Origin of the sequence: Streptomyces sp. 1331.2, assembly GCF_900199205.1 — a bacterium.
Taxonomy (GTDB): domain Bacteria; phylum Actinomycetota; class Actinomycetes; order Streptomycetales; family Streptomycetaceae; genus Kitasatospora.
In genome coordinates this window covers 6829993-6853837 of sequence record NZ_OBMJ01000001.1, presented here as the reverse complement: position 1 = coordinate 6853837, position 23845 = coordinate 6829993, and the positions used below count along the sequence as shown (strand labels likewise).

General features: G+C 72.2%; 15 protein-coding genes and 4 pseudogenes. 2 read left to right on the top strand and 17 right to left on the bottom strand.

All coding sequences use genetic code 11. The annotated features are described in order from the left end of the window. Positions 1–449 precede the first annotated feature (449 nt). Positions 450–6404, top strand: coding sequence for a hypothetical protein (locus CRP52_RS37780; protein ID WP_218893133.1), 5955 nt, complete (start codon positions 450–452; stop codon positions 6402–6404). A gap of 797 nt (positions 6405–7201) precedes the next feature. On the opposite strand, the gene CRP52_RS29685 is transcribed toward CRP52_RS37780, so the two are convergent. From CRP52_RS29685 to CRP52_RS39945, 14 genes and pseudogenes are all read right to left on the bottom strand, one after another. Further along, entirely contained in the window at positions 7202–8710 is a 1509-nt protein-coding gene (locus CRP52_RS29685; RefSeq protein WP_441349065.1) for an ice-binding family protein, read from the bottom strand. 307 nt (positions 8711–9017) lie between these two features. Then, positions 9018–9257: pseudogene (locus tag CRP52_RS29680) on the bottom strand (dTDP-4-dehydrorhamnose 3,5-epimerase family protein); the annotation flags it as partial. Between the two features lie 48 nt (positions 9258–9305). Further along, positions 9306–10350 (bottom strand): annotated as a pseudogene (locus CRP52_RS29675) (IS256 family transposase). A gap of 106 nt (positions 10351–10456) precedes the next feature. Then, a pseudogene (locus tag CRP52_RS29670) lies at positions 10457–10675 on the bottom strand (dTDP-4-dehydrorhamnose 3,5-epimerase family protein); the annotation flags it as partial. Between the two features lie 423 nt (positions 10676–11098). Further along, entirely contained in the window at positions 11099–11686 is a 588-nt protein-coding gene (locus tag CRP52_RS40920) for a transposase domain-containing protein (protein ID WP_373560534.1), read from the bottom strand. Positions 11687–11822: 136 nt separating this feature from the next. Then, a complete protein-coding gene (locus CRP52_RS29660; protein WP_097239196.1) occupies positions 11823–12653 on the bottom strand; it encodes an MBL fold metallo-hydrolase in 831 nt (276 codons plus the stop codon). Further along, the gene (locus CRP52_RS29655; protein WP_097239195.1) at positions 12646–13524 is read right to left on the bottom strand and encodes an NAD-dependent epimerase/dehydratase family protein; all 879 of its coding nucleotides are present in this window, start codon (positions 13522–13524) and stop codon (positions 12646–12648) included. The genes CRP52_RS29660 and CRP52_RS29655 overlap by 8 nt, the downstream gene beginning before the upstream one ends. Positions 13525–13614: 90 nt before the next feature. Beyond that, positions 13615–13782: pseudogene (locus CRP52_RS39950) on the bottom strand (dihydrolipoyl dehydrogenase); the annotation flags it as partial. An 88-nt stretch (positions 13783–13870) separates the two neighbouring features. Continuing rightward, positions 13871–15157: an MFS transporter gene (locus CRP52_RS29645; protein ID WP_097239194.1), complete on the bottom strand. Its 1287-nt coding sequence runs from the start codon at positions 15155–15157 to the stop codon at positions 13871–13873. Continuing rightward, the gene (locus CRP52_RS29640; protein ID WP_097239193.1) at positions 15154–16431 is read right to left on the bottom strand and encodes a glycosyltransferase; all 1278 of its coding nucleotides are present in this window, start codon (positions 16429–16431) and stop codon (positions 15154–15156) included. Before CRP52_RS29640 ends, CRP52_RS29645 begins: the two co-directional genes overlap by 4 nt. 1 nt (position 16432) lies before the next feature. Continuing rightward, positions 16433–16843: a nuclear transport factor 2 family protein gene (locus tag CRP52_RS29635; protein WP_097239192.1), complete on the bottom strand. Its 411-nt coding sequence runs from the start codon at positions 16841–16843 to the stop codon at positions 16433–16435. Positions 16844–16876: 33 nt separating this feature from the next. Then, positions 16877–17770: an SDR family NAD(P)-dependent oxidoreductase gene (locus tag CRP52_RS29630; RefSeq protein ID WP_097239191.1), complete on the bottom strand. Its 894-nt coding sequence runs from the start codon at positions 17768–17770 to the stop codon at positions 16877–16879. 115 nt (positions 17771–17885) lie between these two features. Continuing rightward, the gene (locus tag CRP52_RS29625) at positions 17886–19079 is read right to left on the bottom strand and encodes an MFS transporter (RefSeq protein ID WP_097239190.1); all 1194 of its coding nucleotides are present in this window, start codon (positions 19077–19079) and stop codon (positions 17886–17888) included. A gap of 182 nt (positions 19080–19261) precedes the next feature. Further along, positions 19262–19390 carry a hypothetical protein gene (locus CRP52_RS39945; RefSeq protein WP_257032917.1) on the bottom strand — a complete coding sequence of 43 codons (129 nt, stop codon included), beginning with the start codon at positions 19388–19390 and terminating at the stop codon, positions 19262–19264. Between the two features lie 250 nt (positions 19391–19640). On the opposite strand from CRP52_RS39945, the gene CRP52_RS29620 reads away from it, so the two are divergent. Next, positions 19641–20531, top strand: a complete 891-nt coding sequence (locus tag CRP52_RS29620; protein WP_097239189.1) for a LysR family transcriptional regulator — start codon at positions 19641–19643, stop codon at positions 20529–20531. Here the strand turns inward: CRP52_RS29620 and CRP52_RS37775 are convergent. From CRP52_RS37775 to CRP52_RS29605, 3 genes are read right to left on the bottom strand one after another with little or no spacing between them, the layout of a single operon-like run. Next, a complete protein-coding gene (locus CRP52_RS37775; RefSeq protein ID WP_143685853.1) occupies positions 20441–20851 on the bottom strand; it encodes a hypothetical protein in 411 nt (136 codons plus the stop codon). The two genes, CRP52_RS29620 and CRP52_RS37775, sit on opposite strands and share 91 nt — an antisense overlap. Beyond that, positions 20848–22347 carry an SDR family oxidoreductase gene (locus tag CRP52_RS29610; RefSeq protein WP_097239187.1) on the bottom strand — a complete coding sequence of 500 codons (1500 nt, stop codon included), beginning with the start codon at positions 22345–22347 and terminating at the stop codon, positions 20848–20850. The genes CRP52_RS37775 and CRP52_RS29610 overlap by 4 nt, the downstream gene beginning before the upstream one ends. A gap of 13 nt (positions 22348–22360) precedes the next feature. Continuing rightward, positions 22361–23680 carry a cryptochrome/photolyase family protein gene (locus CRP52_RS29605; protein WP_097239186.1) on the bottom strand — a complete coding sequence of 440 codons (1320 nt, stop codon included), beginning with the start codon at positions 23678–23680 and terminating at the stop codon, positions 22361–22363. Positions 23681–23845 lie beyond the last annotated feature (165 nt).

Genomic DNA, 23845 nt, shown 5'->3' with positions numbered 1-23845 from the left:
AGTCCGGTTAGTGTGCTGAAGTTATACGCGCCGCCACCGGTGGCAAATTTGCCGGCGGGACACAAGACGGTGTTGAGAGTCGTGCCACTTTGAGGGCCGGCAAGCGTACTGGTCACGACGACGCTCTGTGTCCCAACGTCCCCTTGAGCACCCTGGAAGCCCTGGGGGCCCTGCGCGCCGGTGCTGCCCTGGAAGCCCTGGGTTCCCTGCGCACCCGTGCTGCCCTGGGCGCCGGTGTTGCCTTGGAAGCCCTGGGTGCCCTGGGCGCCGGTACCGCCCTGAGCCCCCTGAGTCCCCGGGTCGCCCTGACTTCCCTGGGTGCCTGTGCCGCCCTGGCTGCCCTGCGCGCCTTGCGCGCCGGTGCCGCCCTGCGTGCCCTGAGTGCCCTGCGTGCCCTGGTTGCCTTGGCTGCCTTGGCTGCCTTGGGCGCCCGCACCACCCTGGAAGCCTTGAGTTCCCTGGTTTCCTTGGCTGCCCTGCGCGCCGGTGCCGCCCTGGAGGCCCTGCGCGCCCTGAGCGCCGGTACCGCCCTGGAAACCCTGGGCACCGGTGTTGCCTTGCGCTCCTTGCGCGCCGGTGCCGCCCTGAGCGCCGGTACCGCCCTGGGTGCCCTGGGCGCCGATATCACCCTGAGCCCCCTGAGTCCCCTGAGTCCCCTGGACACCCTGCGTCCCCTGGGCGCCGGTACCGCCCTGCGCGCCCGTGCTGCCCTGAGGGCCGGGTCCACCCTGGTTGCCTTGGCTGCCGGTGCTCCCCTGGAAGCCCTGGACACCCTGCGTCCCCTGGAACCCCTGAGCACCCGTGCCGCCCTGAGCGCCCTGAGCCCCGAGGCCACCCTGATTGCCCTGAGGGCCCTGGGTGCCGGTGCTGCCCTGGGTGCCCTGGGTGCCCTGGGCACCCGTGCCGCCCTGGAAGCCCTGCGCTCCTTGAGCCCCGGCGCCCCCTTGGAAGCCCTGGTTACCCTGCGTGCCGACGCTGCCTTGCGCGCCGGTGCCGCCCTGCGTGCCCTGCGCACCTTGGGTGCCAGTACCACCCTGGAAACCTTGGGCACCCTGCGTGCCGGCGCCGCCCTGGAAACCTTGGGCACCCTGCGTACCGGCGCCGCCCTGGAACCCTTGCGTGCCCTGACTGCCCTGGCTCCCTTGGCTGCCCTGGACGCCCTGGACGCCCTGGACGCCCTGGACCCCCTGGAACCCCTGGAACCCCTGGACACCCTGAGCACCCGTGCCGCCCTGGAAACCCTGAGAGCCCTGAGCGCCCTGAGCGCCGGTGCCACCCTGGCTGCCCTGGCTGCCGGTGCTCCCTTGGAAGCCCTGGACACCCTGCGTCCCCTGGGCGCCGGTACCGCCCTGCGCCCCCGTGCCGCCCTGAGCGCCCTGAGCCCCGGGGCCACCCTGATTGCCCTGGGTCCCCTGAGCCCCGGTGCTGCCCTGACTGCCCTGGTTGCCCTGCGCGCCCGTGCCGCCCTGGAACCCCTGGACACCCTGAGCACCCGTGCCGCCCTGGAGACCCTGAGAGCCCTGAGAGCCTTGAGTACCCTGCGTCCCCGTGCCGCCCTGGGCCCCGGCGTTGCCCTGGCTGCCCTGGCTGCCCTGGCTGCCCTGCGCGCCGACGCCACCCTGGAAGCCCTGCGTGCCCTGCGCGCCCGTGCCGCCCTGGAAGCCCTGGGCGCCGGTGCTGCCTTGGAAGCCCTGCGCCCCAGGGCCGCCTTGCGCGCCCTGCACGCCCTGCGTGCCGGTGCTGCCCTGGGCGCCCTGGGCGCCGGTGCCGCCTCCAACACCCTGGCTGCCCTGGCTTCCCTGAGCGCCCTGGGCGCCCGTACCGCCCTGGAAGCCCTGGGCGCCGGTGCTGCCTTGGAAGCCCTGGGTGCCCTGGCCACCTTGACTGCCCTGGGCGCCCGTACCGCCCTGGAAGCCCTGGGCGCCCTGATTGCCCTGCGCGCCCTGCGCGCCGGTGCTGCCCTGGAATCCCTGGATGCCCTGGGCGCCCTGGTCACCCTGACTGCCTTGAGCGCCGGTGCTGCCCTGAGTGCCTTGGCTCCCGATACCACCTTGGGCGCCTTGGAAACCTTGGCTGCCCTGAGCTCCGGTGCCGCCTTGCGTGCCCTGTGCGCCCTGAGTCCCGGTCTCGCCCTGGTTCCCCTGCGCGCCCTGGGCGCCAGTGCTGCCTTGAAAACCTTGCGCGCCCTGGTCGCCCTGGCTGCCCTGCGCCCCCGTGCCACCCTGACTGCCCTGAGCACCGGTGCCACCCTGAACCCCCTGGACGCCGGTGTTGCCCTGAGGGCCCTGCACACCCGTGCTGCCCTGAGCGCCCTGCGCACCCGTGCTGCCCTGAGCGCCCTGCGCACCCGTACCACCCTGGCAGCCGACACAGGTACCCGAAGGACCCTGGGCACCCTGCGCCCCGGTGCTCCCCTGAAAGCCCTGCGCCCCGGTGTTGCCCTGCGCACCCTGAGCACCGGTCACACCCTGGACACCCTGACCGCCCGTGCCACCCTGGAACCCCTGGCTCCCGGTACCACCCTGAACGCCCTGATTGCCCTGGCCGCCCTGGACACCGGTGTCGCCCTGGCTGCCCTGCGCGCCGGTATCGCCCTGGAAGCCCTGGGAGCCCTGGCTCCCCTGAGCACCGGTGCTCCCCTGGTTGCCCTGGCTGCCGGTACCACCCTGCGCGCCCTGGGCCCCCGAACCACCCTGGCTCCCCTGCGAACCCGCCACCCCCTGGAAACCCTGCGAACCCGCCACGCCCTGGAAACCCTGGGTGCCCTGCGCCCCGGTATCGCCCTGCGAGCCCTGCGTACCGGCGGTGCCCTGATTCCCTTGGGCGCCGGTGCCGCCTTGGGCGCCCTGCGAGCCAGTGCCGCCCTGGCTGCCCTGCGAGCCGGTGCTGCCCTGGCTGCCCTGGCTGCCCTGCGCACCCGTGCCGCCCTGGAAGCCCTGCGCCCCGGTGGCACCCTGGCTGCCGGTGTCGCCCTGGCTGCCCTGGGAACCGCCGCTGCCCTGGCTGCCCTGCGTGCCCTGGCTGCCCGTGCCGCCTTGGAAGCCCTGCGTGCCAGTGCTGCCCTGGGCGCCTTGACTGCCCTGGACCCCCTGTGTACCGGCGCCGCCCTGGAACCCCTGGCTGCCCTGGCTACCCTGCGCCCCGCTAGCACCCTGCGAGCCCTGACTGCCGGTACCACCCTGCGCGCCCTGGGCGCCCGTACTGCCCTGGAAGCCCTGCGCCCCGGCGCTCCCCTGAGCGCCCTGGGCGCCGGTCTCGCCTTGGAAACCCTGAGTGCCCTGGGCACCAGCCCCGCCCTGGCTACCCTGCGCCCCCGCAACACCCTGGCTGCCCTCGGTGCCCTGAGCCCCGGTGCCGCCCTGGAAACCCTGAGTGCCGCTGATTCCCTGGTCGCCCTGCGCACCCTGCGTGCCGGTGCTGCCCTGATTCCCTTGGGTGCCGGTGCTGCCCTGCGAGCCCTGACTACCGGTGCCACCCTGCGTGCCTTGGGCGCCGGTACTGCCCTGGACGCCCTGCGGCCCGGCGTTTCCCTGAGCGCCCTGAGCACCGGTCACACCCTGGACACCCTGGCCGCCCTGAGAACCGGTGCCACCCTGGTTGCCCTGCACGCCCTGGCTGCCGATGCCGCCTTGGAAGCCCTGTGCGCCCTGGGCACCCTGCGCGCCGGTGCTGCCCTGGGCGCCGGCGACACCTTGCGCGCCCTGGCTGCCGATGCCGCCCTGACTACCCTGCGCCCCGGTATTCCCCTGCGCGCCTTGCACGCCGCTAACGCCCTGGAAGCCCTGCGCCCCGGCGTTCCCCTGAGCGCCCTGGGTGCCGCTCTCACCCTGGAAGCCCTGGCTGCCCTGGGTGCCGGAACCGCCCTGGCTGCCCTGATTGCCCACAGCGCCCTGCGCGCCCTGACTGCCCTGTGCCCCGGTTCCGCCCTGGGTGCCCTGGACGCCGGCGGTTCCCTGGCCGCCCTGCGTTCCCTGGGCGCCGGTGCTGCCCTGGAACCCCTGAACGCCCTGTTCGCCCTGGCTGCCCTGGGCACCCGTGCCGCCCTGGAAGCCCTGCGCACCGGTACCGCCCTGCGCGCCCTGCACGCCCTGCACGCCCTGGACACCGGCGCTGCCCTGACTGCCCTGCGCGCCGGTGATTCCCTGGTCGCCCTGCGCACCCTGGGTGCCCGTGCCGCCCTGGCTGCCCTGGCTGCCCTGGTCACCCTGGCTCCCCTGCGCACCCGCGCCACCCTGAAAGCCCTGGCTGCCGGTACCACCCTGCGCACCCTGCGCGCCCTGAGTGCCCGCGCTGCCCTGGCTCCCCTGCGCACCGGTACCACCTTGTGCACCCTGGCTGCCGGGGTCGCCTTGGGCGCCTTGAGCGCCGGTGCCGCCCTGGCTGCCCTGCGCGCCGGCGGTCCCCTGGTCGCCCGCCGATCCCTGGGCGCCAGTACCGCCCTGGGTCCCCTGCGCGCCGCTGGTGCCCTGCGGTCCTTGGGCACCGGCGCTGCCCTGGAAACCCTGAACGCCCTGATCGCCCTGGCTGCCCTGGGCACCCGTGCCGCCCTGGAAGCCCTGCGCACCGGTACCACCCTGCGCGCCTTGGGTGCCGGTGCTGCCCTGGCTCCCCTGCGCACCCTGGGTTCCGGTGCCGCCCTGGAAACCTTGAAAACCTTGCGCGCCCTGGTCGCCCTGGCTGCCCTGCGCCCCCGTGCCACCCTGACTGCCCTGAGCACCGGTGCCACCCTGAACCCCCTGGACGCCGGTGTTGCCCTGAGGGCCCTGCACACCCGTGCTGCCCTGAGCGCCCTGCGCACCCGTGCTGCCCTGAGCGCCCTGCGCACCCGTACCACCCTGGCAGCCGACACAGGTACCCGAAGGACCCTGGGCACCCTGCGCCCCGGTGCTCCCCTGAAAGCCCTGCGCCCCGGTGTTGCCCTGCGCACCCTGAGCACCGGTCACACCCTGGACACCCTGACCGCCCGTGCCACCCTGGAACCCCTGGCTCCCGGTACCACCCTGAACGCCCTGATTGCCCTGGCCGCCCTGGACACCGGTGTCGCCCTGGCTGCCCTGCGCGCCGGTATCGCCCTGGAAGCCCTGGGAGCCCTGGTCGCCCTGGCTCCCCTGAGCACCGGTGTTCCCCTGGTTGCCCTGGCTGCCGGTACCACCCTGCGCGCCCTGGGCCCCCGAACCACCCTGGCTCCCCTGCGAACCCGCCACCCCCTGGAAACCCTGCGAACCCGCCACGCCCTGGAAACCCTGCGAACCGATGCCACCCTGGCTGCCCTGGCTGCCGGTGCCGCCCTGGCTGCCCTGGTTCCCCTGTGTACCCGTACTGCCCTGGAACCCCTGCGAGCCCTGGTCGCCCTGGCTCCCCTGCGCACCGGCACCACCCTGGAAACCCTGCGAGCCGGTCCCGCCTTGGAAGCCCTGCGTACCGCTGCCGCCTTGATTTCCCTGGGCGCCCGCGCCGCCCTGGGTGCCCTGGGTGCCCTGGGCACCCGTGCCTCCCTGGAAGCCCTGCGAGCCCGGGCCGCCCTGACTGCCCTGCACACCGGCACCGCCCTGGAAGCCCTGAGTCCCGGTGGCGCCCTGCGTGCCCTGGCTGCCCTGCGCGCCGGCACCGCCCTGGGCACCGTTCCCACCCTGACTGCCCTGCGCGCCGGCCTCGCCTTGGGCGCCCTGCACCCCAGGGCCGCCCTGCAAGCCCTGGGAGCCCTGGGCGCCCGCGCCGCCTTGGGCTCCGGTACTGCCCTGGGCGCCCTGGACTCCGGCCCCACCTTGACTGCCCTGGCTGCCGGTACCGCCCTGGTTTCCCTGCGTACCTTGGGTTCCGGTCCCGCCCTGAGACCCTTGGGCACCGATGTCGCCCTGATTGCCCTGGGCGCCAGCGGCGCCCTGGCTGCCCTGCGCGCCGGCTCCGCCGAGCGATCCCTGTGTGCCCTGGGTGCCTTGGCTGCCCTGCATCCCCTGGCTGCCCTGCGCCCCCGTGCCACCCTGAAAGCCCTGCGCGCCCTGCGCGCCGGCGGTGCCCTGACTGCCCTGGCTGCCGGTGCTCCCTTGGAAGCCCTGGACACCCTGCGTGCCCTGCGCACCAGCGGTGCCCTGGCTGCCCTGCGCCCCCGTGCCGCCCTGAAAGCCCTGCGCGCCCTGGGGCCCCTGGTCCCCTTGGTCCCCCTGGGGACCCTGTGGCCCCTCGTCTCCCTGAGGCCCCTGTGGCCCCTGGTCCCCCTGTGGTCCTTGGGAACCATGGTGCCCGTGGTGCCCATGAGATTCGCCGCCGTCGCCATGATCCCCGGCCCCGCCGCCGTTCTCAGGGGGACCACCGCCGTCATCGCCGGGTTCCGCGCCGCCGTTGAGCATCGCTCGTGTGCGAGGGGTGAACGCGGCGCTCAGGGCGCCATTCGGGCCGGGCACTGAGTGAACGTAACCAACGACGGACTTCTCGATCGCGCCGGCGTCGGACGCCGACGGTGAGGACAGGCTGACAGCCAGGGCGAGAGCGCTCATTGCGGAGAGCATCGTGGCCGTCTTAACCCACGACCTGCGAAGAGACTTACGGTTCATTCTCGAGCCTCCGGAAGAACTCAAAGCAAACACGCAGAAGTGCACCAACCAGGGGGTGCTGAGGGATGAACCACACCGTTCGTCAGGCCGTATAAGTATGTGATCAAACGTTTTCACCTATACCAAATTCGCCCTGCTTCGCCGCTTTTTCACCCCAATAGCCACGACGTCACGGGCCCGCGCGACCTCACCGCCCCGAGGGCTCGTGGCGCGTCAAGCCGCTTCTCGGCCGCACACGATCCCATGACAGCCGATCAGCTCTCCGGGGAAGCCGGCGTGTGACTTCGAGACTCCAGTTCGCCACCGGCCGCGGAGTCAGAACCACCTCACAGGTCGCAGGTGGTCGTGGTGGCCACCTGCGCCAGGCCACCTCACGGGCGCCGACGCTCCCCGCCGCACAGGCAACGCCCCCGATCGCCTCGCCGCCGCCCACGGGCGCCTCCTCAGGCACCGACCAAGCGGGATCGCACCCGGCTCCGCGGCTGCGATCGGCGCGCGATCGGTCCGGCAACGTGCCTCTTGCCGGACCAACGCGACACTTGAAGCAAGCCTCACTGCCCCAGCGCAGAAGGCACTCCCGCGCGTACAGCTCCCGACGTGGGTCCGCTGACCGCGCCTGTGGCAGTGCGCCACCGGGGCAGCGACCTGCCCTACGAGGAGGCGACTCCGACCGGGAAGAAGCCGACGGTGACGGTGGCGGTGACGGCGTTGGTAGCCGTGTCGATCACCGACACCGTGCCGTCCCATTCGTCGGTGACGTAGGCGTGCGTCCCGTCCGGGGTGACGGCGACTCCGAACGGACCGTCGCCGACGGTGACGGTGGCGGTGACGGCGTTGGTGGCCGTGTCGATCACCGACACCGTGCCGTCGAAGAGGTTGGTGACGTAGGCGTGTGTCCCGTCGGGGGTGACGGCGACTTCTTGCGGGCTGTTGCCGACGGTGACGGTGGCGGTGACGGCGTTGGTAGCCGTGTCGATCACCGACACCGTGCCATCCCCGCTGTTGGTGACGTAGGCGTGCGTCCCGTCGGGGGTGACGGCGACTCCCTGCGGGCTGTTGCCGACGGTGACGGTGGCGGTGACGGCGTTGGTGGCCGTGTCGATCACCGACACCGTGCCGTCCCATTCGTCGGTGACGTAGGCGTGCGTCCCGTCCGGGGTGACGGCGACTCCATGCGGGCTGTTGCCGACGGTGACGGTGGCGGTGACGGCATTGGTGGCCGTGTCGATCACCGACACCGTGCCGTCCCATTCGTCGGTGACGTAGGCGTGCGTCCCGTCCGGGGCGACAGCGACTCCGAACGGGCCGCTGCCGACGGTGACGGTGGCGGTGACGGCATTGGTGGCCGTGTCGATCACCGACACCGTGCCGTCCCATTCGTCGGTGACGTAGGCGTGCGTCCCGTCCGGGGTGACGGCGACTCCATGCGGACCGTCGCCGACGGTGACGGTGGCGGTGACGGCGTTGGTGGCCGTGTCGATCACCGACACCGTGCCGTCGAAGAGGTTGGTGACGTAGGCATTGTGCGGCGATGCGGCACAGGCCGGGCGGGTGATCGTGTCAGTGTCCAGTGAGACCGCGGCGGTGCGGGCCAGTGTCCGACCGTCCACGGTCACGCCCGTCGTGACGGTGATCGACGCCTGCGCCAGAACGCTTCCCCGCAGCGTGGAACTGGTTCCAAGTGTCGCGGAGCTGCCGACCTGCCAGAAGACGTTGCATGCCTGCGCACCGTTGACGAGGTCGACACTGCTCGCCGATGCCGTGGTCAGCGTGGACGCGGCCTTGAAGATGAACACGGCGTTCGGGTCGCCCTGGGCGTCCAGCGTCAGCGTTCCGGTGATCCCGAACGTGCCCGCCGCGGAGTCGTACACGCCGGGGGTCTTGGTGGTGCCGCCGAGTTCCGTGGGAACGGTGGCGGTGGCCGGGCGCGCCGCGGCGTCGTTGTAGGCGGCCGTCAGGTCGTTCTGAGCCTGCACCGCGGCAGCATCGGCGACGTGTTGGGTGCCGTTCACCCGCCCGGGAGGAAACCCGGTCACCGAAGTGCCCGGGCTCAGTCCGAGGTCGCCGTTGATCACGGTGGCGCCGGTATTGGTGACGGTCGACGCGGCGAGAACCGCAAAGCCGGCGGCGGTACCCAGTGAGACGGGCGGCGTGACCACCCTCGCGCCCGCGTTCGCGTTCGTGCTCAGGGGTCCGACCACACCGATCAGGACGCTGGTCACGCACGTGAGAACCAACGCCGCCGGCCTGGATCGACCAGCGATCCTGCGGACGGCGCCTGTGATGCCTCGTGTCGTCATGGGCTTCCTTTCGTGCAGACCTACATCAGCGGGGATCCTTTCGCCGATCACGGTCGCACACGAACGACATCAATCCCGCGACGCTCACAGACGCTGGCGGAACTGATTGCCATTCACCCACCTGGAGGCGTCGGAAACAAGTTCGACGATGAAACGATGAGTGGAATCACTGCCCACCCGGGAGCGCGCCGTACCCCAGGCAGGTGGCGTACGAAGGCAGCAGCCCCCTTTCCAGTGCCTCGGCCAGCGACGGTGCCATCGCATCCCTGGCTGAGAGCAGCGGCTCCCCGACCGGCCACGCAATGCCCAACTCCGGGTCCACCGGGTGCACCGCGTGCTCGCCGGCCGGCCGGTACGCCGTCGAGCACAGATGACTGATCGTGGCGTCAGAGGCGAGTGCACAGAAGCCGTGGGTCGTGTCCCATGAAGTGGTGTAGTGGTCGTAGGCAAACGGTCATGAAGTAGGCGGGAGTTCGCTCCGGTTGGGCTCGTTGGGGTAGATCTTCTCCATGCTGGCCTCGGGTAGGTAGCGGCGGGGGAAGGCGATCCATTCGTCGTGCATCTCGAAGAGCACCGCGGTGACCAGCCGTAGGAGCGCGTCGTCGTTGGGGAAGACCTGGACGACGTCGGTGCGGCGCTTGATCTCGCGGTTGATCCGCTCCAGCGGGTTGGTGGACTGGATCTTCTTCCAATGGCGCTCGGGGAAGGCCGCGAAAGCGGTCAGGTCGTCCTTGGCCTCCAGGAGCATCTGGCTGACCTTGGGGAACTGCTTGCCGAGCATCTCGGCGACGGTGTCCAGCTGGGCACGGACCGCGGCTTCGCACTCCGGTCAGGCCGCGTTCGCGCAGGGAGCGCAGGAACTCGGCCCAGAACACCTCGGTCTCGCTGTCGCCGACCATCAGACCCAGGACTTCCCGGCCGCCGTCCTCGGTGATGCCGGTGGCCACGACCACAGCCCGGGAGACGATCTGGTGGTTCACGCGGGCCTTGCAGTAGGTCGCGTCCAGGTAGACGTAGGGGAAGCGGGTGTGGTCGAGCGGCCGGGTCCGGAAGGCGGTCAGCTGGTCATCCAGATCGGCGCAGATGCGCGAGACCTCGCTCTTGGAGATGCCGGTGTCCGCGCCGAGGGCTTTGACCAGGTCGTCGACCGAGCGGGTGAACACGCCCAGCACGTAGGCCTCCATGATGACCGCGTAGAGGGCCTGGTCGATGCGGCGCCGGCGTTCCGGCAGGCTGAGGAAGAAGCTTCCCGAGCGGACTTTGGGAACGGTCAGCTCCAGGTCGCTGGCCTGCGTGGTCAGGGTCTTGTCGCGATGGCCGTTGCGCCAGGTGGTGCGAGTCTCCGTGTGCTCGCCGGGCTCGGCGCCGATCCGGGCGGTGGCTTCGGCCTCGATCAGCTCCTGCAGGAGCCGCTGGGCGAGGCTCCTGATCAACTCGATTCCGTCCGCCGTACGCAGTGACTCCATGGGGCGGAGTAGGTCAGATTGGGACAAGGCCATAGCGCACCTCTCACTCAACGAGCATGCCTACTCGGAGAGTTGCGCGATGGCTCCTTTCCGACCAGGGGTTACGTCAAGATCCCTGCTACACCGCTCGGCGGGACGTCATCAAGCCGTGTCCCACTCCCTCCGACAGATAGACCGCGCGCCGCTCGACCGCGTCCAGCCGGATTCCTTCCCATTGACCGAAGTTGGGCGGACTGACCCGCAGGTCGACCACCACGTCCAGCACCGCACCGCCCACGCAGGTCACGTACTTCGCCTGCCCGGGCGGCACATCCGCGAAGTGGATGCCGCGCACCACGCCCTGGGCGGACACCGAGAGGATCCGTCATCCCCCGACCACCCACGCCCGAACGCCGAACCTGGACCCCCGACGAAGCGGTCCGCTTCCACCAGGTGCGGATAGTGATCTTCCGGACGGTGTGTCGTCTTGAGCATGTCGTCGCCATGTGGTTCTGACGTGCCTCGCGCACCGTCCCTCACGCTCTGCCGCCACGCCCGACCAGGCAGCGACTCTTGGTCCCAGGATCACCCGATTGGGAGAAGGGGAAGCTCATGGGACAGCGTGCGCGGCGGGGCCTGGTCTACCGGGGGTGCGGTTGTACGGACGGGCACGGGAAGCAGTTGGGTCCGTGGTGTGTGCGATAGGTGGAGGAGGCGGGTCACGGGCCGTGGACGTAACTCGGCCCCGTCCGTCCAGTCGGTGCTCCGAATCAAGTACCCCGTGCCGGTCTCCCCTGGCCGGTCATGGCTGCCTCGACTGAGGTCGAGTTCCTGCGCGATGTCGTGGATCCGGGGGCGGCGCGATAGCAGGACAGCTGGGATCGGTCGGGCGGACTGCGTAGCCCTGGCACTTGCTGCACCAGTCGTAGCCGTCGTCGTCGAGCAGGTCGGCGACCGTCAGCAGGGCGTCGCTGGCGACGACGCCGCGTTCCCGGGAGTTCAGGCAGAACGGGGAGCGTCTCTCGCCTTGGACCCGGGGATTGGCGTTCGTCGTGTAGACCTGCACGTCGGCGAGGACGCCGGGCGGGATTCCGCTGCCGCCGCCGTGCCATCGGGGGCCTCGAACGGCTGGAGCTCTAGGTCCTCGGTCGAGCAGCGCCTTGAGCGGATCAACGCCGAGCCTCTGGCGGGCCTGGGTCAGTGCGGAACCGGTCGGAGGGGTGTATCCATTGCGGCGGCACGGGCGGTGCAGACCTGTCAGGAGGCTGCCCATGACCGAGCGATATCCCGACGGGCACGAGCTGCCATACCCACTGAACAGGCACATCGCCAGGACGAAAGACACCGCAACCCTGGCCGCCGCCCCGGACCGGACCTGCCTGGTCGTCACCGCAGACGACCGCCCCCGCCGCGCCCGGGACTCTGCCCCGGGCGCAGCGGGGGCTCGGAGTGCGCGGCGCGCGCACGGTCCGGCGCCGGCTCCGTATCGCTGGCGCCGGTTCACTCTCCCGTCCGGCACCACCCGGTCAGGAGCCGCTCCTCATCGGCCGGGCCTGCTCGAAGCGCAGGTACCGTTCGACCGACCGGGCCAGCACCTCGTTGCCGCCGGCGGTGACCACGCGGTCCCACCAGGCACCGTAGATCCGGTCGAAGCGGTAGCCACCGAGTAGTTCGCCGGCGGCGCGCACGGCGTCGGGGCGCTCGGGGACGTGGTTGGCGTAGCTGTACATGATGCTGACCCACCGGGGGTCCGGGCCGACGTTGACGATGTCGCCGGTGAAGAGCGCGCCCTGGCCGGCGCTCCAGTGCATGACCGTGCTGCCCGGGAAGTGGACGCCCGGGTTGATCAGCGTCAGCTCGTCGGTCAGCCGGTGGGTCCGCCCGCTCCAGAAGCGCAGGGCGGGGTCGGGGCGGCCCACCCACTGCCGGTCGGCCTCGTGCAGGTACACGGGGGCGTCGAAAGCGTGCGCCCAGTCGACCATGGCGGAGTAAAAATGCGGGTGGCTGATGGCGATCGCGGTGATGCCGCCGAGTTCCCGCACTTCGGTGACGACCGCGTCGTCGAGGTAGGGCACGCAGTCCCAGAGCACGTTGCCGGCGGCGGTGCGCAGCAGCAGGGCGCGCTGGCCAATGGCGAAATCGGGGGTGCTGCCGATGCCGAGGATGTCCGGGCCCTGTTCCTCGAAGCGGCCCCGGTGGCCGTCGGCTCGCAGCTCGGCCAGGCTGGTCCACTGCTGGCCGTCGCGTCCGACGTACTGGCGCTCGTCCAGGCAGACCGGGCAGTCGGGGCGCGGGGCGGCGAACTGGGTGCCGCAGGTGCGGCAGACGGGCAGCGTGGTGCCGGTGAGGTCAGCCACGGTCGCCTCCGGTCAGCTCGGTCAGGACGTACGGGCGGCTGGGCCGCCAGCCGAGTTCGGCGAGGGCGCGTCGGCCGGAGACCACCTGGTTCAGGCCCAGGGCCTCGGCGAACGGGCCGCCCACGGCCTCGGCGGCCTGCTCCATCGGCCAGGGCTCGGCCCGGCCGGTGCCACCCGCGGCGATGTCGGCGGCTGCGGCGAGTGCCGCGACCGGCACCGCTTCGTGCGCCACGCCGTGCAGCACGCTGCCCGCGTCGGCCTTTGTCGCCGCCAGTACGAAGAGTTCGGCGAGGTCGTCCACGTGCACCATCGGCCAGCGGCTCGCGGCCGAGCCGACGTACCGGCCGGTGCCGTGCTCGCGTGCCCAGTCGGTCATCAGGCCGGGTATGCCGCCACCGCGGCCGTACACGATGCCGGGCCGCACGACGACCGCGCGCACGTCCTCGGCGACCTCGGCCAGCACCCGCTGCTCGATCCGCGGGCGGTAGCCGACGATGGCGATGGCGTTGGTGGGCGCGTCCTCGTCGAGGGGCGCGTCGCCGGTGGCGCCGAGCACCCAGACGCCGCTGGTGTAGACGAAGGGGCGGCCGGTGCCGCGCAGCGGGGCGGCGAGCGCCTCGATGACGGCGGTGTCGACGTCGGCGTCGCCGCTCGGGGGAGCCAGGTGGATCACGGCTTCGATCTCGGAGGTCACCGCACCGGCCAGCGAGGCCGCGTCGGCGGTGTCGCCGACCAGCTGGGCGTGCCAGGCCCGGCCGGCCTGCGGCTCGGCGTCACGGGTGAGCGCGACGACCTGGTGGCCGGCGGCGGTGAGGTGCTCGGTGACGGCGGAGCCGATGTACCCGGTGGCACCGGTGAGCAGAACCTTCATGACGTTCCTTTCTTGAGAGCGAGACGTCAGGTCTCGCTCGATGGGATGGTGATGTGCTTCGAAGCTGCGCGGTGTGCGCAGGGTTTCGCCTCAGGGATTGGTCATGTGTCCGGCCGGGCCGTGCGCGGCTTCCTCGACCGCCTCGCCCAGGGGCGGATGGGCGTGCACGCTGCGGGCCGCCTCGTGGGCGGTGAGCTCTCACCACTCAGCGAGCGTCAGCGCGGTCGCGTCGGGCCCGATCAGGTGGGCGCCGATGATCGCCGATGCGCCGTTCCTGCTTTCCGATCATCCGGCTGACCCGAGTCCGACCGGGCCGGACGGCAGAACGCTGCCGAGTACTGGCCGGCTAGCCGGCGCGGCCCCGGCTGAGCCTCCTCGGCTCGGCGGTCTCGCAGCGTGCGGGCGGCACGGCTTCGGCCGTCGTGGTGTACACCGCCTCGGCCGGTAGCCGCTGCTCCAGGGCGAGCAGCATGACGGCCCCCGCGGTCGAGCTCGCCGTCAGCACCAGCCAGGGCAGCCGGCCGTCGACGGCCAGCAGGCCGGTGAACAGTGACGGCGCCAGGGTCTGGGACAGCGCCCAGGACAGCTGGTAGGTGGCCAGGTAGCGGCCGCGCGCCTCGGCGGGAGCGGCGCTCACCGAGAGCGCGCCCGCGCTCGGGCTGTGCACCAGTTCACCGATCGTGTACAGGACCAGCAGCCCGACCAGGCCGGCCATCACGCCCTGGCGGGGCATGCCGCCCAACAGGGCGTAGCCGAGGAACGCGGTGGCGAAGACCAGGGCGCCGACCGCGGCCACCCGCGTACGCCGGGCGAAGCGCCGGCCGAGCCTGCCAACCGGCACGCCGGCGAACGCGCAGAGCGCGGTGTTGACCGCGAACAGCGGACCGGCCACCGAGGCGGGCAGGTCGAACTGGCTCACGGCGTACACCGGCAGCAGCACGCTGAGCGCCGAATAACCCAGGGCGATCAGGAAGTTGGCCAGGGTGAGCCCTGCGTACGGGCGATCGCGCAGGACGGTGCGGTAGCCGGCCGGTTGTCGGGCGGTTGCGGGGCGGAGCGAGCGGGGGGTCCTGATCCGCAGCGCGAACAGTGCCGCGACGAAGAAGGTGGCCGCGTTCAGCCAGGCGACCGCCAGGAAGCCGTGGTCCCCGCCGAGTTGGACCAGTCCGGCCGCGAGTAGACCGCCGGCGCCGAGGCCGGCGTTGTTCACGCTCCGGGCGAGTGCCATCAGCCGGTCCCGGTGCTCCCCCTGGGCGAGCTCGCCGATCAGGGCCTGCTGGGTCGCGGGGAACGCCTGGGCGCCGGCCGCGGTGAGGGTGGCGACCAGGGCGAAGACCGGCAGGGTGGTGCCGAGTGGGAAGGCCAGGAAGCCGAGGCCGCGGACCAGGTAGAGCGCCAGCCGCACCCGCCGGGCACCGAACCGGTCGACGGCCCAGCCGCCGACCGGCATGGCGCCCATCGCCAGCAGTCCGGCGACGGTCAGGACGGTGCCGATCGTCGGCAGTGGCAGTCCGGTGATCCGCTGGAAGAAGACCAGGCTGAACGGCACGTACATGCCGGTGCCCACTGCGTCCACCAGCATCCCGGCGATCAGGTTCCGCTCGCCGGGCACCCGGTGGTCCTTCGTCTTCATACCCTCTCCCCGACTGCAGGGTGCGGGGCGGACACGTGCTGCCTTCCCCGGCCGACCCTGTCGCGCAGCAGCTCCGCGGCCGCCGTCGCCCCGCCGGTGCGGACGGTGTCGGCCACGGCAGCCGCTCGTACGCGGGTCCCGGGGTTCAGGGCCGTCTTGAGTGCGGCCGACAGGGACTCGTAGGTCAGGGTCGGACCGTCGTGTGCCACGCCGATGCCCAGCTCGGCCACCCGGCCCGCCCAGTACGGCTGGTCCGCCATCTGCGGTACCACCACCTGCGGCGCGCCGGCCCGGGCGGCCGTCGTCGTGGTGCCCGCGCCACCGTGGTGCACGACGGCGGCGACCCGGGTGAACAGTGCCTGCTGGTTGACCTCGCCGACGGCGAAGCAGTCGTCCCGGTCGTCGGTCAGGGTCAGGTCGGCCCAGCCGCGGGAGAGAAGGACCCGCCGGCCCTGCGCGCGGACCGCCTCGACGGCCGTCCGGGCGACGCTCTGCGCGTCGTGGACGGGCATGCTGCCGAAGCCCACGTACACCGGGGGTGCGCCGGCGTCCAGGAACGCCCCCAGGTCGGCCGGGAGCGGGCGGTCGTCCGGCCGGATCCATGCGCCGGTCTGCACCACGTCGAGGTCGGCCGGCTGCGGCCACGGGCTCAGGGTCGGGTCGGCCGCCAGCCACGGGCGATCGGTGAAGACGTGGTCGCGGACGTTCTCCACCGAGGGCAGGCCGATCGCGGCCCGGTGGGTGTTGATCGCCTCGCCGAACAGCGCGTTCATGTGCTCGGTGTTCAGGTCCCACAGCACCCGGTTGTCGGTCACCTCCGGCGGGAGCGGCCGGCCCGGCCACGCGAGCGGCGGGTGGTGCGGCGACGGCAGGTAGGTCGGGAAGTAGGCGACGAACACGTAGGGGACGCCCAGCTTCTCGGCCACCGACCGCGCGGCGGCTGCGGCCGGGATCAAGCCGGTCGCCACGACGACGTCGCATCCCTCGGCCACCGCGGCGGCGGATTCGTACGTCTCGGCGACCATCCGGGCCGCACGCTCGGACAGGCTCTCCGCCGGCAGCGGCTTCCCCGTCCCGGTCACGGCCCCGGTCGCCATCGCGCGCAGCGACCGGCCGAGCGGCACCAGGGGGATGCCGGCACCGTCCAGCAACTCCGCGAAGTCCGGCGGAGCGCACACCTGCACTTCCGCGCCGAGCGCCCGCAGTTCCGCCCCGAGCCCGAGCATCGGCTCGACGTCCCCTCGCGAACCGTACGCCACCAACAACACACGCATTTCAGGATTTCCTTTGCTTTCCATGGATTTCGGCCCCGGCCGGCGTGGCGTCGCCCGCGCTCTTGCCGTAGCCGAGGGACTCGACGATCCGGCCGTCCTGCACGAGGATGAGGTTCACGCCGCGGACGGAGTCGGTGGGTTCGTCGCCGAAGTAGTACCGCCAGCGGACCGTGGCCCGTTCACCGGTGACGACGACGGCTTCCGACTCGAACCGGCCCGCGCGGTCCTCGGCGAGGGCCCGGCAGAACTCCAGGCACTCGGCGCGCCCTTCGTAGCGGGCTCCGTCGGGGGCCGGCCCCCTCGCCTCCATCACGCAGTCGTCGGCGATCAGCTCGGCGAGTGGCGAGGTGTCATGGTCGAGGAAGACCCGGTTGAAACGGTGGACGACCTCGGCCGTGGTACGGAACGACATGCCGCACCTCTCAGCAGTCCCACGAACGGTCGGTCACGGGTTCTCCTCGCGAGGCTCGGCCGCCGCGTCCGCGGTGACAGGGCCGGGGATCGCGTGTTCCGCGGCCCGGCTGACCTTCTCCCACGCCGCCCAGGTGGCCATGCGGGTGCGGACGATGTCGAACGCGAGGTCGTAGACCATGCTGCCGAGGAGGAGGCGCAGCGGTGGCTCGTCGCTGTCGACCAGCTTGAGCAGCGCGGCCGCGGCGAGCTTCGGGTCGCTGTCGACCGAGCCCTCGGCGAACTGCTTGGCCAACTCCTCCCGCAGCGGCGCGTACGCCTCCAGGGGGCTCGTGTTGCGCATGGCGGTGTAGAGGTCCGTCCAGTAGCCGCCGGGCTGGACGATGGTCAGCTTGACTCCGAAGCCGGCGGCTTCCGCGGCCAGGGCTTCGCTGAGCCCCTCCAGGGCGAACTTGCTGGCGCTGTAGAGACCGGTGCTGGGGAAGCCGCCCAGGGCGGCGATGCTGGAGACCTGCACGAGGTGCCCGGAGCCCTGTTCACGCAGGACCGGTATGACGGCCTGGGAGACCCAGAGGGCGCCGAAGAAGTTGGTGTCCAGTTGGGCCCGGGCCTCGGCCTCGGTGAACTCCTCGACCATGCCCATCGACAGCATTCCGGCGTTGTTGACGACGATGTCGAGCCGACCGAAGTGGGCGACCGCCTCGGCGACGGCGGCGAACACCGCGTCGCGGTCGGTCACGTCCAGCCCGAGGGGCAGCACCCGTCCGGGGTGGGCGGCCGCCAGTTCGTCGAGCGGGGCCGTGGTGCGGGCGGCGACCGCGACGCGGTCGCCTGCGGTCAGCGCCGCCTCGGCGAAGGCGCGGCCGAGGCCCCGGCTGGCGCCGGTGATGAACCAGACGCGGCTCGCGGTGTCGGCTGAGACGTGCATGTGCGGCACTCCTGTCTGAGGGACGAGACGCCCGGGGCTCGGTCCGCCGGGGTCTCGGGTGTGGGAGTTTCGGGTGCGTGTGTGGGTGCGTGCGCAGGCGTGTCCGGTCCGCCGGTCAGCTCCTGCGCGCGCTCCATACGGCGAGGGAGGTGAGGAGGGTGAAGAGGGCCCCGGTCGTCAGGGCGGCGTTGACGAAGAGGTGGGTGGCGACGATTCCACCGAGGAGGGCGCCGAGTGCGATGGCGAGGTTGTAGACGGAGGTGTTCAGGGCGGTGGCCGCCTCGGTCGATTCGGGTGCGGCCTTGAGGATCCAGGTCTGGACGGCGACCGGTACGCCGCCGAAGGCCAGCCCCCATGCCATCAGCAGGAGCGCGCCGCTGACCGGGGTGCGACCGGCGAGGGGGAAGAGCCCGAGGACGACGGTCAGCACGCCGCCGATGGTGATGATGGTCGCGCGGATGTTCCGCTCCGCAGCCGCGCCGGCGAGGAAGTTGCCGAGGATGCCGGCGACGCCGAAGCCGAGCAGCAGCGGGCCGATCATCGCCTCGTCGATCCCGGAGGTGGCCTGGAGGATCGGGCTGACGAAGGTGAAGGCGGCGAAGTGACCGCCGACCAGGAGAAAGGTGGCGAGGACGCCGGCTCGTACCACGGGGTGGCGGAACTGCTGCGGCAGCGTACGCAGCTGAACGACCTGCTGGGCGGGCATGGGAGGCAGCAGGAGGAGCAGGGCCACCAGCACGAGGAGACCCAGTGCGCCCGCGGCCACGAACGCCGCCCGCCAGTCCGCGAGCCCGCCGATCAGCGTCCCGGCCGGTACGCCCAGGACGTTGGCGGCCGTCGCGCCGCCGAAGACGATCGAAATGGCCCGGGGGATGGAGCGCTCCGGCACCAACCGCACGGCGAGACCTGCGGCGAGTGCCCAGAAGCCGCCGATGCTGATGCCGACGAGGAAGCGCGAACCCAGCAGGACGGCGAAGTTGGGTGCCAGTGCTGTCAGGCCGTTGGCCAGCACCATGAGGGTGATCAGGCCGATCAGGGCGACCCGCCGGTCGAGGTGCCGGATCGCCACCGGGAGCAGCGGTGCCGTGACGGAGGCGACCAGGCCGGGCACGGTCACCATCAGTCCAGCGGTCCCCTCGGAGACGTCCATCGCGCTGCCGATGAAGGGGAGCAGCCCGACGGGCAGGGACTCGACGGTCACCAGCGCGAACGTTCCGACCGCCATCGCGACGACGGCGAGCCACCTGGTGAGGGGTGTTCGCTCACCGGCGTCGGTGGTGCAAACGGTCGCGGAATCGACGATGGTCATGGTGGTACTCCGGTCTGTAGGGCTGATCGGCCGCTGACGGATCTTGATCACGGCGAGGTCGGGCCGGATGACCACGATGGACTCGGCTTCGTAGGTGACGGTCGGCGGCTGACGGGTCGTGCCGGGCAGAGCTCGGTGGGCGAAGGCGCAGATCTCTCCCAGGCCGGTCAGCGGGTCGCGTCCTAACGGGACAGCTCCGTGAACGCGTCCGGCAGGCCGTTTCGCCGGGCGTGCTCGACCTGGGCAACGAGGGTGACGACGGCGCGCATCTCCTCCTGTGAAACGGTGACGCCGGCGGCGAGGGGCTTCATGAGGGTGTCCTTCCTGGGGGTGCGGGTGTGCCGGCGCCCTGGGACAACAGCTGGTCTCCCGTCAGGCACGCTGTCGGCGGCCGCAGGCGGGCCTCCTGGCGGTGCGGTGTCACCGGTACGGGCGCCGCACCGCCCGCGGACCACCGCGCGGCGGTTCCGGCCGCTGTCGATCTTCCAACTCTCCACCGCGCCCATCAACGTCGAAGATCAGTAAGATCCGATAACTGAGACTTATGACGGGGCGGCACAGGTGGAAATACGCGACATCGAGATCTTTCTGACGTTGGCCGAGGAACTGCACTTCGGCAGGGCGGCCGCCCGGTTGCACCTCACGCAGGCTCGTGTCAGCCAGGTGATCGGACGCCAGGAGCGAAGACTGGGAGGCCTGTTGTTCGACCGTTCCAACCGCCGCCAGATCCGCCTGACCCCGCTCGGCCAGCAGCTCCGCAGCGACCTGCGGCCGGTCTACGCGAACCTGCGCGACAGCCTCGAACGCGCCCGGATGGCCAGCCGCGGCAAGACCGCACGCCTGCGCGTCGGCATGCTGCCGTTCAACGTGCCCGACATGTACCCCTACTGGGAGACCTTCCGCTCCCGTCATCCCCAGTGGGAACTGCAGCTGCGCCGGGCGCCTTACCTCGACCCGTTCGCCAGGCTGCGCGAGGGCGACATGGACGTCTTCCTCACCTGGTTGCCCGTCGACGAGCCCGATCTCACCGTCGGCCCCATCCTCTTCCGCGACCCCCGCGTCCTGGCCGTCGCCGCAGACCACGAGCTCGCCGAACGGCACTCCGTCCCGTTCGAGGCCCTGGCCGACTTCGCCCATGCCATGCCACCCGACATGCCCGACTACTGGGAAGACGCCTACCTGTCGTTCCACACGGCCCGGGGGAAGCCGATCGAACGCGTCGAACAGGTCACCAACGCCGACGAACTGATCCACCTCGTCAGCACCGGCGAGATCGTTCACCCCTTCCCCTCCCACGTCACCCGCTACTGGTCCATGTCCCACGTCCGCTTCATTCCCGTCCCCGACATGGGGACGATTCCCTACGCCCTGGTGTGGCGCAGGGACGGAGAGAACGAACTCGTCCGGGCCCTCGCCCAGACCGTCCGCGACATCGGCGTCCTGCACTTCTGACGCCGCCCGCGTGCAACCGTCGCCACCCGTACCCGGGCTTCGGCCTGCCGCAGTGTCGAGCTGGTGCGCCAGCAGGTGTCGAGGTCGGAGGCGATCCGCAGCAAGGTGGCGGTGCGCAGGCTGCGGTCGTCCGGCACGCAGGCCGTCGCCAGGCCACAGGCCGCGTCCCGCAGCGCGAGCGGGCGCAGGCAGGTCGCCACCGGCCGGGGCACCGTGCCGTCGGGGCCGGACGGGGCGGCGAGCAGCACCGGGCGGGCCGCCACGGCGACGCCGGACACCGCCGTCGCAGCGCCCACGGCCCTGGGCAGGGGGCGGTTCATCGCGGCTGCCTCCGTCGGCGGTCGGTGGGGACCTGTCCGGTGATGTTGCGTGCCATGTTGCCGAAGACCACCGAGTGGAACGGGGCGACCGACCACCAGTAGACGTGTCCGGCGAGCCCGTGCGGGTGGAACAGGGCGCGCTGGCGGTAGTGGGTGCCGCCGTTGCCGTCCGGGGCCACCGAGATTTCCAGCCAGGCGAGTCCGGGCAGCCGCATCTCGGCGCGCAGCCTCAGCAGCCGCCCGGAGTCGACCTCCTCGACCCGCCAGAAGTCCAGCGGATCGCCGACCCGCAGCCGGGCCGGGTCGCGGCGGCCGCGGCGCAGCCCGATGCCGCCGACCAGGCGGTCGAGCCGGCCGCGCACCGCCCAGGCCAGCGGGAAGGAGTACCAGCCGTTGTCGCCGCCGATCCCCTCCACCACCCGCCACACGGTCTCGGGCGGGGCGGGCACCCGGAGTTCCTGCACGTCCTGGTAGAGGCTGCCGCCGGCCCAGTCGGGGTCGGTGGGCAGCGGGTCGCTGGGGGCACCGGGCAGGCTGGCCGAGGACCAGTGGGTGGAGACCTCGGCGTCGCGGATCCGGCGCAGCGCCAGCTCGACGGCACGGTCGAAGCCCACCGGGCCGTCGGGCGGGTCGGGCGAATACAGGGCGATGTCGCGTTCGGAGCAGACCACTTCATGGCGCAGCGATTCGACGAGCGGCCGGGCGATGGAGTTCGGCACGGGGGTGACCAGACCCACCCAGTGGCTGGAGAGCCAGGGGGTGAGCAGCGGCGTCGGCAGGATCAGCCGGGGCGGCAGGGCGGCCACCCGGGCGTAGCCCTGCATCATCTGCCGGTACGTCAGGATGTCGGGGCCGCCGAGGTCGAAGCTCCGGTTCACCTCGGGCGGCAGGTCGGCGACCGCCACCAGGTGGCGCAGCACGTCACGGACCGCGATCGGCTGGATCCGGGTGTTCACCCAGCGCGGGGTGACCATCACCGGGAGCCGCTCGGTGAGGTAGCGGAGCATCTCGAAGGAGGCCGATCCGGAGCCGATGATCACCGCCGCCCGGAGTTCGGCGGTCGGCACGCCGCTGTCGCGCAGCTGCTGCCCGACCTCGGCACGCGAGCGCAGGTGCGGCGAGAGCCGGGCCAGCGGGACGCCGCTCGGGACGAGCCCGCCCAGATAGACGATCCGGCGCACCCCGGCGGCCCGGGCCGCGGCACCGAAGTCCCGGGCGGCCTGCCGGTCGGTGGCCTCGAACCCGGGCCCGGTGCCCAGCGAGTGGACCAGGTAGTAGGCGACGTCCACGCCGTCCAGCGCCCCGGCGAGCGTCTCGGGCCGGGTGACGTCGCCGCGCGCGGCCTCCACCCGGGCCCGCCACGGCTGGTCGCGCAGCCGTCCCGGGTCTCGGGCCAGGCAGCGCACCCGGTGGCCGGCGGCGAGCAGTTCGGGCACCAGGCGGCCGCCGATGTAGCCGGTGGCGCCGGTGACCAGGCAGGTGAGCGGTGCTGTCATGGCGGCCTCCCGGTCAGTCCAGGGCTCGGGCGGTACGGAGTCGGGCCGACAGGTCCTCCGGCGCGATCAGGGGGGCCGGGTAGTCGGGGGCGAGCAGCCACGGCCGGTGGATCGACAGTCCCGGCAGGTGGGCGAGTTCGGGCACCCAGCGGCGGACGTACGCGCCGTCCGGGTCGTACCGGTCGGCCTGTCGGAGCGGGTTGAGCACCCGGTTGGGCCGGGTGTCGGTGCCCGTGCCGGCGACCCACTGCCAGTTCAGCTGGTTGTTCGCCAGATCGCCGTCCACCAGCAGCTCCAGGAAGTGCGCGGCGCCGATCCGCCAGTCCTGGTGCAGCGTCTTGACCAGGAAGCTCGCCGTCAGCAGCCGGGCCCGGTTGTGCATCCAGCCCTCGTGGGCGAGCTGGCGCATGCCCGCGTCGACGATCGGGTAGCCGGTGCGGCCCTCGCGCCAGGCCGTGGCCTCGCGCTCGTCCCGGTGCCACCGGTCCTCACGGGTGCGGTAGTCCTGATGGGCCGCGTCCGGACGGGCGGCGAGCACCTGGTGGTGGAAGTCCCGCCAGGCCAACTGCCGGACGAAGCCCGCCGCCCCCTCGCCGCCGTGCTTCGACGCCAGGGCCGCCAGCTCGTTGGCCGACAGGCAGCCGAAGTGCAGGTACGGGGAGAGCCGGGAGGTGCCGTCGGCGCCGAGCGCGTCGTGCAGGTCGGCGTAGGAATCGATGTCCCAGCGCCGCCGGAGCTCACGGGCCGCCGTCTCGCCGCCCTCCGGCAGGGCGGGCGACACCGGCTTGGCCGTCGGCAGTGCGACACCGTCGATGCCGTCGGGAGTGGACAGCTTCCGCGGCGCACCCAGCACCGACCGGCGCGGCGCCTGCTCCCAGGCCCGGTGGTACGGGGTGAAGACCGCGTAGTGGTCCCGCCCGGCCGGCGTGACCAGGCCCGGCGGGAGCACGGTCAGCACCCCGTCGTGCACGTGCAGCCGGCCGCCGAGCCGCTCCCGCAGCCGGGCCTCGCGCCGCCGGGCGAACGCGCTGACGCCCGCCGCCACGTGCACCGTGTCGGCGCCGGCCTCGGCGGCCACCCGGGCGGCCTGCCCCGCCGGGTCGCCCCGGCGGACCACCAGCCGAGCGCCGGTCCGGCGCAGCGAGGCGTCCAGGTCCGCCAGGCACTCGGCGAGGAACGCCTGCCGGTTGGACGCGGCGAAACCGACCGCCTCCACGGCCGGGTCCAGGACGAACAGCGGCACGACCTGGTCCGCCGCCCGGGAGGCGGCGTGCAGGACCGGGTTGTCGTGCAGTCTCAGGTCCTGCGTGAACAGAGCGACAGAGACGGTCATCGGTGTTCCTCGGGGGGTTCGTCGGGTGCTCTGATCGGTGCGTCGGGCCCGCCCTCGGGCGTCTGCCCGGATGTTCGGAGCCCACCCGCGTACCGGATTGCGCCGGTTCAACCGGTGCTCAAAACGATGCACAATGGATGCGAGTCGCCCGCATCGATACGGCCG